The 9,491-nt window shown below is 70.0% G+C and carries 19 protein-coding genes; all 19 read right to left on the reverse strand.

Annotated elements, in window-relative coordinates; all coding sequences use genetic code 11:
• Positions 1-60: 60 nt before the first annotated feature.
• The 19 genes from ACFWIW_RS10910 to ACFWIW_RS11000 all read right to left on the reverse strand — a co-directional run bounded on the left by ACFWIW_RS10910 (position 61) and on the right by ACFWIW_RS11000 (position 9,455).
• Positions 61-258, reverse strand: a complete 198-nt coding sequence (locus tag ACFWIW_RS10910) for a hypothetical protein (protein WP_378368257.1) — start codon at positions 256-258, stop codon at positions 61-63.
• Complete coding sequence (locus ACFWIW_RS10915) at positions 255-1,214, reverse strand: DNA translocase FtsK (RefSeq protein ID WP_378368258.1); 960 nt, start codon at positions 1,212-1,214, stop codon at positions 255-257. The genes ACFWIW_RS10910 and ACFWIW_RS10915 overlap by 4 nt, the downstream gene beginning before the upstream one ends.
• Positions 1,211-2,269: a DUF5131 family protein gene (locus ACFWIW_RS10920; RefSeq protein ID WP_378368259.1), complete on the reverse strand. Its 1,059-nt coding sequence runs from the start codon at positions 2,267-2,269 to the stop codon at positions 1,211-1,213. The genes ACFWIW_RS10915 and ACFWIW_RS10920 overlap by 4 nt, the downstream gene beginning before the upstream one ends.
• Complete coding sequence (locus ACFWIW_RS10925; protein WP_378368260.1) at positions 2,266-2,487, reverse strand: hypothetical protein; 222 nt, start codon at positions 2,485-2,487, stop codon at positions 2,266-2,268. The genes ACFWIW_RS10920 and ACFWIW_RS10925 overlap by 4 nt, the downstream gene beginning before the upstream one ends.
• A complete protein-coding gene (locus tag ACFWIW_RS10930) occupies positions 2,484-2,687 on the reverse strand; it encodes a hypothetical protein (RefSeq protein WP_378368261.1) in 204 nt (67 codons plus the stop codon). Before ACFWIW_RS10930 ends, ACFWIW_RS10925 begins: the two co-directional genes overlap by 4 nt.
• Positions 2,684-3,346 (reverse strand): hypothetical protein, encoded by a 663-nt coding sequence (locus ACFWIW_RS10935; protein ID WP_378368262.1) that lies wholly within the window; start codon positions 3,344-3,346, stop codon positions 2,684-2,686. The genes ACFWIW_RS10930 and ACFWIW_RS10935 overlap by 4 nt, the downstream gene beginning before the upstream one ends.
• Positions 3,343-3,999 (reverse strand): hypothetical protein, encoded by a 657-nt coding sequence (locus ACFWIW_RS10940; protein ID WP_378368263.1) that lies wholly within the window; start codon positions 3,997-3,999, stop codon positions 3,343-3,345. Before ACFWIW_RS10940 ends, ACFWIW_RS10935 begins: the two co-directional genes overlap by 4 nt.
• Entirely contained in the window at positions 3,999-4,259 is a 261-nt protein-coding gene (locus ACFWIW_RS10945; RefSeq protein WP_378368264.1) for a hypothetical protein, read from the reverse strand. The genes ACFWIW_RS10940 and ACFWIW_RS10945 overlap by 1 nt, the downstream gene beginning before the upstream one ends.
• The gene (locus ACFWIW_RS10950) at positions 4,259-4,621 is read right to left on the reverse strand and encodes a LuxR C-terminal-related transcriptional regulator (RefSeq protein WP_378368265.1); all 363 of its coding nucleotides are present in this window, start codon (positions 4,619-4,621) and stop codon (positions 4,259-4,261) included. Before ACFWIW_RS10950 ends, ACFWIW_RS10945 begins: the two co-directional genes overlap by 1 nt.
• 148 nt (positions 4,622-4,769) lie before the next feature.
• A complete protein-coding gene (locus ACFWIW_RS10955) occupies positions 4,770-5,063 on the reverse strand; it encodes a hypothetical protein (protein WP_378368266.1) in 294 nt (97 codons plus the stop codon).
• Positions 5,060-5,410 carry a hypothetical protein gene (locus ACFWIW_RS10960; RefSeq protein WP_378368267.1) on the reverse strand — a complete coding sequence of 117 codons (351 nt, stop codon included), beginning with the start codon at positions 5,408-5,410 and terminating at the stop codon, positions 5,060-5,062. Before ACFWIW_RS10960 ends, ACFWIW_RS10955 begins: the two co-directional genes overlap by 4 nt.
• Positions 5,407-5,559 (reverse strand): hypothetical protein, encoded by a 153-nt coding sequence (locus ACFWIW_RS10965; RefSeq protein ID WP_378368268.1) that lies wholly within the window; start codon positions 5,557-5,559, stop codon positions 5,407-5,409. Before ACFWIW_RS10965 ends, ACFWIW_RS10960 begins: the two co-directional genes overlap by 4 nt.
• Entirely contained in the window at positions 5,556-5,813 is a 258-nt protein-coding gene (locus ACFWIW_RS10970; RefSeq protein ID WP_378368269.1) for a hypothetical protein, read from the reverse strand. Before ACFWIW_RS10970 ends, ACFWIW_RS10965 begins: the two co-directional genes overlap by 4 nt.
• Positions 5,810-7,000, reverse strand: coding sequence for a hypothetical protein (locus ACFWIW_RS10975; RefSeq protein ID WP_378368270.1), 1,191 nt, complete (start codon positions 6,998-7,000; stop codon positions 5,810-5,812). The genes ACFWIW_RS10970 and ACFWIW_RS10975 overlap by 4 nt, the downstream gene beginning before the upstream one ends.
• The gene (locus ACFWIW_RS10980) at positions 6,997-7,905 is read right to left on the reverse strand and encodes a PD-(D/E)XK nuclease-like domain-containing protein (RefSeq protein WP_378368271.1); all 909 of its coding nucleotides are present in this window, start codon (positions 7,903-7,905) and stop codon (positions 6,997-6,999) included. The genes ACFWIW_RS10975 and ACFWIW_RS10980 overlap by 4 nt, the downstream gene beginning before the upstream one ends.
• A complete protein-coding gene (locus ACFWIW_RS10985; RefSeq protein WP_378368272.1) occupies positions 7,902-8,330 on the reverse strand; it encodes a hypothetical protein in 429 nt (142 codons plus the stop codon). The genes ACFWIW_RS10980 and ACFWIW_RS10985 overlap by 4 nt, the downstream gene beginning before the upstream one ends.
• The gene (locus ACFWIW_RS10990; protein WP_378368273.1) at positions 8,327-8,698 is read right to left on the reverse strand and encodes a hypothetical protein; all 372 of its coding nucleotides are present in this window, start codon (positions 8,696-8,698) and stop codon (positions 8,327-8,329) included. The genes ACFWIW_RS10985 and ACFWIW_RS10990 overlap by 4 nt, the downstream gene beginning before the upstream one ends.
• On the reverse strand, positions 8,698-9,054 hold the full coding sequence (locus ACFWIW_RS10995; protein ID WP_378368274.1) for a hypothetical protein: 357 nt from the start codon (positions 9,052-9,054) through the stop codon (positions 8,698-8,700). The genes ACFWIW_RS10990 and ACFWIW_RS10995 overlap by 1 nt, the downstream gene beginning before the upstream one ends.
• Positions 9,051-9,455: a hypothetical protein gene (locus ACFWIW_RS11000; protein ID WP_378368275.1), complete on the reverse strand. Its 405-nt coding sequence runs from the start codon at positions 9,453-9,455 to the stop codon at positions 9,051-9,053. Before ACFWIW_RS11000 ends, ACFWIW_RS10995 begins: the two co-directional genes overlap by 4 nt.
• Positions 9,456-9,491: the final 36 nt, after the last annotated feature.

Below are 9,491 nucleotides of genomic sequence, written 5' to 3' on the forward strand. Positions count from 1 at the left end.
GGGGTGGCCTGGCCGGACCGCGGGGAAGCAGGTCCGGCCAGCGCCACGTCTGGGTGGGCGTCAGCCCCGGCGTTCGACGTCTCTGGCGAGGAGGCCGAGGTCGCCGGGGTCGGGCCACATCGCGTCCTCCCCCGCTTCCTCGATGAGTTCGTCGAGGGTGTTGAGGACGCTCACGACCACGCCACGGATCGCGGCCTCGGTCATGCCAGGTGCGGCGTCGCGGGCGCCGTCGAGGAGGCGGGTGATCTCGTCGCTCATTCGTCGTCACCGTCCAGCTCGTCGCCGTCGACGGCGTCCTGGTCGTCGTCTTCGGGTTCCTCGGTCTTCAGCTCGGCGATGACCTTGAGGACGTCGTCGAGCCCTTCCGGCTTGACGAGGACTTCGCGGGCGCGGCCGCCGAAGTACGGGCCCACGATCCCCAACCTGAACAGGTCTTCGAGGAGCCCGTCGGCGCGCTTGGCGGTGACGCGCAGGCCTCGCGTCAGCAGCGACGGGAGCGCGTACTGGGAGGTGATGACGAGGTCTGCGGCCTTGCCGAGTTCGCGGGTGTCGCGCGGGAGCGTGGGGAATCCGGTGATGACGCCGGACGACTCCCGCACACCGGACGGGGTGAACGTCTTCGGCGGCGGCGGGGTGTCCCGCTTCGGGATCGGCGGCAGGTCCGGGGTGTGGACGTCGCCGGACGGCTCGTGCCCGTTGGACGGGGATTCCTCGAGATCCCAGCGGATCGGGGCGATGGCGCCGCGGTAGTGCTCGCCGATCTGGACGAGGAGGTAGCGGTTCTGGTGGGTGCGGAACAGCTGGATCGGTTCGCCGAGTTTGGACGCGACCTTGGTGAAGGGGGCGAGGCGGGCGGCGCCGAGGTCGGTGCGGTTCGCGGCCGGGACGAGGCCGCCTTCGCTGGAGACGTAGGCGTCGACTCCGACGTGTTCGAGGACGTGCCAGAGGCGGCGGGGGAAGTCGTCGACGACCTGCTCGTGGAACGACAGCTGCACGCCGTCCTCGAACAGGTTCGGGTCTTCGGACACCGTGACGTGGCCGAGGTCGACGGAGATGTGGACCTGGTGCCCTTCGCCGTCCTTGTCCTTGCTGGCCTTGGATTTGAAGGTCGCGATCACGGCCTTGACGTCCTCGATCCCCCACAGCGACGGGCGGGCGAGCTGGCCGAGCGGGTGGAGGATCAGGCGGAGCTGGTCGGTGTCGCTGCCGTTCATGCGGTCACCGCCGGGTACTGGTCCCAGATGCGGCGGTCGAGTTCGCGACCGGAGGCCTTCGTGCCGACGCGGTAGACACCGGTCCACGAGCCGACTTCGCGTTCGGCGGTGGCTTCGTCGACAACACGGCCGGTGCGCTCGCAGACGTAGGCGTCGGGTTCGCGGTCGGCCCACGGGTCGGTGTGTCCGGTGCCGTCCGCGTTCGCGAGCCGGACGAGCGACGCCCATTCGCCCCACTGCTTGAAGTGGAACGGGATCCCGGCGTCCTCGCACTGGTTCCGCAGCGACCGTGCCCACCCGGCGGGCATCGGGCGGGCGTCCTTTCCGGACTCGCCGCCCACGACGACCCAGTCCAGGCCCGGCTTCGTGACGAGGTCCCGCACCGGAATGCCGGTCGGGCTGGTCGGTTCCGGGTACTCCGGGCCCCACGTCGGTTCACCGGTGAGCCAGTACTTCTGGCTCGTGCCGCCGCCGACGAGGTCGATCGGTCCGAGGAGCGGCTCGGCGGAGATCCAGCGGACGGCGGCCGGGGTGTCGAGCAGGACCGGGATGCGGATGTCGGCCCACCGCTGGTTCTCCACGGACACGCCGAGCCACAGGTTCGGCAGCGGCCAGACGAGCGGCGTCGGGCAGTCGACGAGCGCGAGGTCCCGTTCCATCTCGCGCAGCCGTGCCTCGATCTCCGACATGATCGCGCGCATCCGGGCGTGCCGTTTGGTCAGCAGCTGGAACTGGTGGTGCGGGTTCCACCAGATCCGGGCGAACACGGCGACGATGAAGTCCAGCGGCACCGCGTCGTGGAACAGGTCCGACATCGAGTTGACGAACACGCGCCGCGGTTTCCGCCACCGCATCGGGTTGTCGAGCCGTTCGGGGACGGTCTTGACCTTGCCGTTGAACTGGCCGCCGTCGGTGAGGTCGGCGTACAACGGCAGGTGCTTGAGCCGGGTCGCGGCGAGGGTTCCGGCGTAGCAGTGGTCGCACCCAGCGGACACCGGGGTGCAGCCGACGACGGGGTTCCACGTCTCGTCGGTCCAGGAGATGCCGGTGCTCATGCGTCCACCGCCCGCCAGCTGTCGACGGCGGCGCAGACGAGAGCGAGGCGGCGCGGCCCCATGCCCGGCAGCTGCGCGAGCACCGAGGCCTCGCCGTCCGCGCGGTGAGCCTCAACGAGTTCGGCGATCGCCTCGGCGGTGTCGTAGCCCGCGCTCCGGAGCGGGCCGGTCTGGTGATGGGTCAGGCCGTGCTCGTGCAGCACGCGAAGGTCGGTCATTTCCGGGCCTGCCTCTCCCGTGACGCGGCCATCCACCGCGGCTGCTTCACCGGCGGCAGCGGGCGAACGAACCCGCACGCCCAGACAGCGACGTTTTCGAACACGTCCAGCTGCTCGCCCGCATGACCGATCGGGCACGGCTGCGCGCACGACGGGATGTTGTTCAGGTGCTTGCCGTACGCCACCTCAGCGTCACTCACGCGGACCACCGCCCGGCGACCTCGGCGCGGATCTGGCCGAACAGCGCGTCCCACGGCTCGACGTCCGGCACGACCTCTTCGAACTCGGCGTCGACGCCACGCGGCCACGGTTTGCCGCAGGCGCACTGCCCCGGCTCGGTGCCGGGTTCGGTGACCGGCCACTGGCAGGTATGCACCGCGGCCGCCTGTTCGTCGGCGATGGCGTCGAGCGTCGCGTTCGCGTTGGCGAGATCCCGCTGGGTGGCGGCGAGGTCGTTGGCGAGCCGGGCGTTGTCGGCCTGGAGGAGTTCGACACCGCCGTGCGGCAGGGCTTCGGCGTCACGGAGCTGGGCACGCGCGGTGTCCAGCTCGGTCTTCAGCTGGACGACCTCGATCTTGAGCGCCTCGACCGTCGACTTCAGCCGGTCGATCGAGCCGTCACGAGTGGCGACCATGCTCCGCAGCTCGGTCACCCGCGCGTCGAGGCGCCGCTTCTCGGCCTGGAGCTTCTGCACCTCGGCGTCGTCGACGACCGGCATTCCGCCTGCGGTGAGCGGTCCGACGATCTGCGCGCGCACGGCGTCCGCGAGGTGGCCGAGGTCGCCGGGTTCTTCGCCGGTGTGCTTCTGCTCGGCGCGACGCAGGACGACGAGCGGATCCGGGATCTTGGTCGTGGTCACGCGATCACCCGAGCCTTCTTCAGCAACTGCCGGGCGGCGTCCACGCTGGACCAGTCGTCCGGGCTGCCGCCGACGTCCGGGTGGGCCTTCAGCGATGCACGGCGAAGCATCAGCTCCGCAACCTCGCGCGTTGCCTGCCCGGAGATGTCGCGGCTCGGCATCTCGGTGAAGTCGAGGAGCCACCGCAGCGCGGCGTCCACCGAGTCGAACTCGGCCGGGGCCGCGGCTTCGATGGCGCGCCAACCGGTGTACTGCTCCCCGTGTCCGGCGATGCCGTACCGATCGAGCGCACGCAGGTGCTGGAGACCAAGTGCGATCGCGCGCAGGTTGATCTGCCAGTCGGCGGGCTCACCGGAGTACTGGGCGCGGAATGCGTCGCACGGGTAGGTCAGCGTGCCCAGGCGTTTCGAGGTGAACGACAGGGCGACGCCGGGGTGCCGAACGTTCGCCTTCGCGCGGAGCATCCCGTCCCGGCGGACGTCGGCCTCGTCGGCGACGACCCGCACCGCGACCGCGCCCTGCACGTCGAGGTGCTCCAGCTCGGCGACGAGCAGCTTGATCGTGGACGTGAAGTTCGCCCGGAACGGATTCCCCTTACGCCCCTTGGTGTCCGGGTACGACCAGGTGGACATGGGCTCGATCTGCCACTCCATCAGGACTCCCCTAGCTTCTGGAGGAGGTCGGGGCCGCCGTGCTGCGCGAGGAGCTTCAGCGCGGCGCGGCCGCCGTTGTGCCGCGCGACCTGCGCGGCCAGCTTCCTGCCGATCTCCAGCTGCTCGATGACCGGCTGACCACCGTTGAGGAGGTGCACGAGCCGGGACACGTCGTGTGTGCCGGTGACGACGAGCACGACGACCGGATCCGGGCCGAAGCCTTCGGCGGCAGGCTTGTCGTAGGCGCGGGACTCGTACATCACGCACCACCGCCGAGAATGCCGCGCCGGATCGCGACCGCGACCGCCTCCGGGCGGCTGTTGACATTGAGCTTCCGGAAGATCTTGTCCAGGTGGGTTCGCACGCTGACACCCGAGATTCCGAGACGCAGCCCGATCTGACCAGCGTTGAGGCCCTCCTCGGCGATGAGCCTGAGCACCTCCGCCTGGCGGACCGACAGCGGATTCTCGATGGCGCGTCGCGGATCCAGCCGCGTAGCCGGTTCGACGTCGGCCACCCGGATGACCGGGACGGCACGGCCGAACGACCGCAGCTCCGCCATCGCCCCGGAGATCGCGGTTTCGTCCGCGTCGACCACGAACACGGGATTGATCACAGCCATGGTGTTCTCCTTCGTGCCGCTCCCCCGGCGGCGATGTCGGCGAGGAACCACATGGGCGCCTCAACCGTCGCTTGTGGACGGTCCCGACGGACCGCGATGTTCGTTCGGACGACGAGACGGCGCAGCGACTCCCGCCACTGCCGGCGCGTCACGACGCCACCTCGAAAAGCCCGGCGGACTCGACGACCGGCAGGCGCCGCTTCGGCGGCGGCTTGATCCCGGTCAGCTCGGCCGCGTCCTCGCGCAGGTGCAGTTCGGCGCACGTGAACGCGCCTTCGCGGCACTGCTGCTCCTGGAACGTGCCCGTCGCCCCGCGGTTCTTCGCTCGGTAGGCGGCCGCCTTGCAGGTGGCCGCGTGCTCGGCCATCGCGTCGGCGGCTCGCGCGAGGTACTGCGCGGCGAGCCGACGTGCCAGCTCCGGAATGGTCTCGACGTCGTTCATGCCGCCACCGCCTTACGGGCGGCCTGCTCGACCTCGCCGAGTTCGAGCGGACCGACGAGCCCGGCCGTCCGCAGCCACTGGCCCTCGTGGAGGACAGAGACATCGATCGTGTGGCCGGACATGATCCGGCCACGGACGTGCAGGTGCCCTATCGGCCCGGCGGCGAAGCCGGTGATCCTCTCGTCGTCGAGGTGCCGCGCCCACTTCACGAACAGGCCGGTGTCCTGGTCCGGCAGGAGGAACGAGATCCTGACGGCGTTCGCCGCGAACTGCTTGATCGCGTGATCCCCGATCCGCCAACGTTCCGCGTGCTCAACGACGTGCAGCAGGGTGTGCAGGGTGGTCATCGGATCCACCGCCCAACCACGTCGATGAGCCACAGGACGAAGATCGGGCCAAGGGCGGCGATCAGCAGGACGCAGCCGACGACCACGGCCCATTGCCCGGCGATCTCCATCCGGTCCCCCGCTTTGTTGAGTTTCGGGTGCTTGCTCACGGGGTCACCGCCGGGCGGTGCTGGTCGATCAGGTCCTGCATTTCCCCGACCTCTTCGGCGAGGTCGAGATACCGCAGGGCCTTCGTTGCCTCCTCGCGGGTGAGGTCCTTTGTGGACTTCAGACCGGGACGGCCGACGAGCGAAGCGACGAGCGCGAGACGGTGCTCGCGCGCCTTGGCACCGTGCTCGACGAGCCCGGCGTTCAGCACGGTCAGCTGCCCCGGCGTCGCCATCTCGGCGGTCGCGGCGGTCACGACGTCGCTCCGCTCATGGCCTTCTTGACCGTCTCGGCGAACGAGCCGTCCTCGACCAGCGCGGCGATCCGCGTCATGAGGTACGTGTGCTGCGAGACCGTCAGGTCCCGGAATGCGCCGATCTTCGAGCCGGTCATCAGCTTGATCACCGCGACCTGGTCGGCGCGGGCCTTCACCCCGTTGGCGCCGAGCAGGTTCACCAGCTTCGCGACGTCGACACTGGCCACCTTCGGCTCCGGCCCGGCCTCCTCCGCACCGTCCTCGGTCTCCGGTTCCTCCGACTGCCCGGCCTCCTTCGCCGACTCGCCGCCGTCGACCTCTTCGACCGGCGGCACGACCTCGGCGGCCGGTGCCGGCTTCTGCGCGGGCACGGTCTCCGGGTTCTTGAAGTCGCTGGCCGACGGCATGTCCGGCTCGAACGCCTCCTCGATCTGGATCTCGCGGTTGGCCAGCGATCGACCGATCACGGTCAGGTTGGCCACGTCCAGCGCGGTCCACGCGTTCGAGCCGCGGCCCTGCTTCTTTTCCAGCTGCTGCAACGACACGCCGAGTTCGGCGAACCGCTCGATCAGGTCGGTGATCCGCTTCTGCAACGGCACCCCGCCGCCGTCGACCAGCGTCTTGCGGGCGAGGTCTTTGGCCTCGTCGACGAACCACGGCGGCAGGATGTTCGTGATGCACTCGCGGACACGACGGGCACCGGCGTTCGCGTTCGACTCGTAGATGTCCCGCGAGTCGGTGAGCCGGACCGGTCCGCCTTCCTTGCGGTCACGCGTGTGCGGGACGATGAACTTCATCGACACGCGCGTGTTGGTCTCCACGTCCCACGCCCACGCGAGCATCTCGGACTGGCCGAACTCGTCGTCCCGGCGGAGCTCGTCGACGCCGTACTGCACGTTGCCCCAGCAGCGGGCCAGCTCACGCGCGAGGTACACCGACATGCCGGTGACCTGTCCCCCGGCGCGGGGGAAGGCGTAGAACGACTTCTCCGCGAGGAACTTCTGCTTGCACGACTCGCGCATCGCGGCCGTCGCCTTCGCCACGTTCCGCGGCACGCGCTGCGCGACGATGATGGCGCCCTGCACTTCGGCGATCGCGCGGGACTGCTCGACCGCGGTGCCCTGCCCGATCCGGTCGGGCTGAGCGGCGGCCGACGGGAGCGTGATGTCCTTGCTGTTACTGGTCATTTCTTGATCCCCTTAATGTCGTAGTCGCCCCGGTCGAGTGCCTGCTCGTAGCCGCGTTCGGCCCAGCCGGGCACGCCGGAGGCGATGATGTCGGTGGCATATCCGGGCCATGTATCCGTTGCGAGGCAACGGGAGTAGAGGTTGATCGCGGCCCGGTTGAGGACCGTGCCCCAGTCGTAAGCGGTCTTCGTGATCGCCGAGACCGTCACGACGTACGGCGGCGTCTTCTCCTGCACCACCAGCAGCGGCACCGGCTTCCCGGTCAGCCCGGTCTCCAGCGCGCCCTCGCAGTAGAACGCCATCTGCTGGTGGTAGCCGCGATCAAAATTCATGCGCTCGATCGCGGACGGCTCGGCCGAGCGGGCCGTCTTGTAGTCGACGATGTAGACCACATCCGAGTCCGGCGCCGGGCGGGCGAAGTCCACCCGGGCGCGGAGCATCACCCCGGTCTGGACGTCCTTCCACACCAGCGTCAGCTCGGTGCGGCCCTTGCTCGGGTCGAGCAGTGGCCCCGCCGCCGGGTCGTTCCGCAACGCGAGCGCCATGTCCTCGACCAGGTCGTACTCGTGCAGCAGCAGCGGAACCTGCCCCGCCGCGTACGCCTCGTCGCGGGCGATCTGCGCGTCCTTCTTCCGGTAGTCGTCGAACTCCAGCAGCTTCAGCTCCGGGCCGGTGCCGAGCACCAGGTGATGCGCGGCGTGCCCGACGTCGAACTCCCGCTTCGGTGCGCGGCCGTGCAGCTGCTCGTAGCGGAACTTCGCCGGGCAGTTCGGCGGGAGCAGCGCGCGGGCGCCGGTCGAGGACAGCGAGCCGCCCTCGACCGGGTCCGCGTGGTAGACCGCGTCCGGGATGTCCTCGAAGATCCCCGGCTTCGCGATCTTCACGTCGAGCGCGAGCGCGGTCACGACGTCACCGCCGGGGCGTGCTCGTTGGCGTGCTCGACGGTCCCGGCCGCGACGTACGCGGCCAGCTGCGCCAGCGTGATCACGGTCCGGTCGTGCGGGCCGCCGGTCAACCAGCGGTGCAGGTCACCGTCGTCGGTGTCCCAAACCTCGACCGCGTGGCCGCCGAGTCTGGTCGTGATCGAGACCGTCGTGACCAGCGTCCGCTGTTGGTGCCAACGGATCGTGATCTCCGGGCGCTCGAAGGTCTTCGCCCACGCCAACAGCGCCTCGACACCGTCCGGTTGCCCGAGGTGGCGGTACCCCATGATCTGCAATTCGAAGCCAGCCGCGCTCTCGCCGACGTTCACCCGCTGCAAGTGCGGGTAGGCACGGAGATGTGTGGCGAGCGCCGACAACAGGTCGGCCTGCTCCAGTGCGCGGCTCATCGGCGCACGTCCTCGGGTCCGCACACCTTGTTGCCCATGGTGTGGCAGTCCCAGCACGGCTGGTCCTCTTCGCACGACGTGACCGGCGGGGGCGACGGCCTGCCCGTCGTGTCCCTGTCGCACCCGGCCAGCAGCACGACCGCGACCGCCGCCGCGCCGAGCAGCGCGCCGAGCCGGGCGAGGCAGGCGAGCCCGCCGCCCGGCGACGGCGACACCACCGACAGCTCCGCCTTCCCCGGCTTCGGGCGCGGCGCCTCCTGCTCGACGATGCGGTCGAGCGTCCGCGTCGCCTTCCGCACGTTCAGGTTGTCCGCCACCGTCTTCGCCGCGCTCTTCACGATCTCGGCAGCCTTTTCCTTGCGGAACATCAAATCCACCGCCCGTCCGACTGACGCAGCTCCACGCCGACCTCGCCGGAGGTACGGCACTGGCCGCGCATCTCCTCGTAGAGGTGACCGGCCTCGTACGCGCAGCACCGGCACACCGTCATCTCGTCGACGTGCGCGGTTCCCGCGTGCACCAGGTCCGGGTCGGGGTCCGGGGTGAGCCGGATCGTGGCCGCGTGCGGTTCGTCGTGGTGCCGGTAGATGCAGACGTCGGCGCCGTCCTCGCCCTGGTGTGCGACCTCGGTCCACTCCGCGCGCAACGCGGGCGACCCGACGAACGCGGGCACCATGTACTCCGGGATGACCGCGTCCATCCGGACCTCGATACGGGCGCTCACGCGAGCCACCACCCGACACCGGCACCGGCCAGCACGAGCGCCGACACCGTGGCGAGAGCGATCCGCGCCACCATGCGGGCGTGCGTCAGCTCCCACCGTGCGGACGCCTCGATCCCAGACGCGGCGACGTCGACCAGCACGCCGACGAACGCCACGACCATGAACCGGACCATCGCGAACAACGCCGTGACCCGCGTGCCCTTCTCGACCGCGAGCGCCTCCAGCTCCGCGGTGTGCTCGGCGGCCGCGTCCTCGAACCCGTCGAGGAACGTCGTCGGCTGCTCGTCCGGCTCGACCTTGTAGCGGCGGCCGCCATCCGTGTGCACGACCTTGACGCCGCCCGGCAACGTCGGACCATCCACCGCCGCGTGGCGCGGGGCCGTATCCTTCTGATCGATCATGAGAGGTCCTTTCTCTCTGGTCGCAGCCCGTCTCGT

The sequence above is a fragment of the Amycolatopsis sp. NPDC058340 genome (assembly GCF_042723975.1).
Lineage (GTDB): Bacteria > Actinomycetota > Actinomycetes > Mycobacteriales > Pseudonocardiaceae > Amycolatopsis.

Excerpts from the sequence above, each read along its gene's own strand:
- ACFWIW_RS10910 (WP_378368257.1), bottom strand. The coding sequence starts at position 258 with ATGAGCGACGAGATCACCCGCCTCCTCGACGGCGCCCGCGACGCCGCA.
- ACFWIW_RS10915 (WP_378368258.1), bottom strand. The coding sequence starts at position 1,214 with ATGAACGGCAGCGACACCGACCAGCTCCGCCTGATCCTCCACCCGCTC.
- ACFWIW_RS10920 (WP_378368259.1), bottom strand. The coding sequence starts at position 2,269 with ATGAGCACCGGCATCTCCTGGACCGACGAGACGTGGAACCCCGTCGTC.
- ACFWIW_RS10925 (WP_378368260.1), bottom strand. The coding sequence starts at position 2,487 with ATGACCGACCTTCGCGTGCTGCACGAGCACGGCCTGACCCATCACCAG.
- ACFWIW_RS10940 (WP_378368263.1), bottom strand. The coding sequence starts at position 3,999 with ATGGAGTGGCAGATCGAGCCCATGTCCACCTGGTCGTACCCGGACACC.
- ACFWIW_RS10945 (WP_378368264.1), bottom strand. The coding sequence starts at position 4,259 with ATGTACGAGTCCCGCGCCTACGACAAGCCTGCCGCCGAAGGCTTCGGC.
- ACFWIW_RS10950 (WP_378368265.1), bottom strand. The coding sequence starts at position 4,621 with ATGGCTGTGATCAATCCCGTGTTCGTGGTCGACGCGGACGAAACCGCG.
- ACFWIW_RS10955 (WP_378368266.1), bottom strand. The coding sequence starts at position 5,063 with ATGAACGACGTCGAGACCATTCCGGAGCTGGCACGTCGGCTCGCCGCG.
- ACFWIW_RS10960 (WP_378368267.1), bottom strand. The coding sequence starts at position 5,410 with ATGACCACCCTGCACACCCTGCTGCACGTCGTTGAGCACGCGGAACGT.
- ACFWIW_RS10975 (WP_378368270.1), bottom strand. The coding sequence starts at position 7,000 with ATGACCAGTAACAGCAAGGACATCACGCTCCCGTCGGCCGCCGCTCAG.
- ACFWIW_RS10985 (WP_378368272.1), bottom strand. The coding sequence starts at position 8,330 with ATGAGCCGCGCACTGGAGCAGGCCGACCTGTTGTCGGCGCTCGCCACA.
- ACFWIW_RS10990 (WP_378368273.1), bottom strand. The coding sequence starts at position 8,698 with ATGTTCCGCAAGGAAAAGGCTGCCGAGATCGTGAAGAGCGCGGCGAAG.
- ACFWIW_RS11000 (WP_378368275.1), bottom strand. The coding sequence starts at position 9,455 with ATGATCGATCAGAAGGATACGGCCCCGCGCCACGCGGCGGTGGATGGT.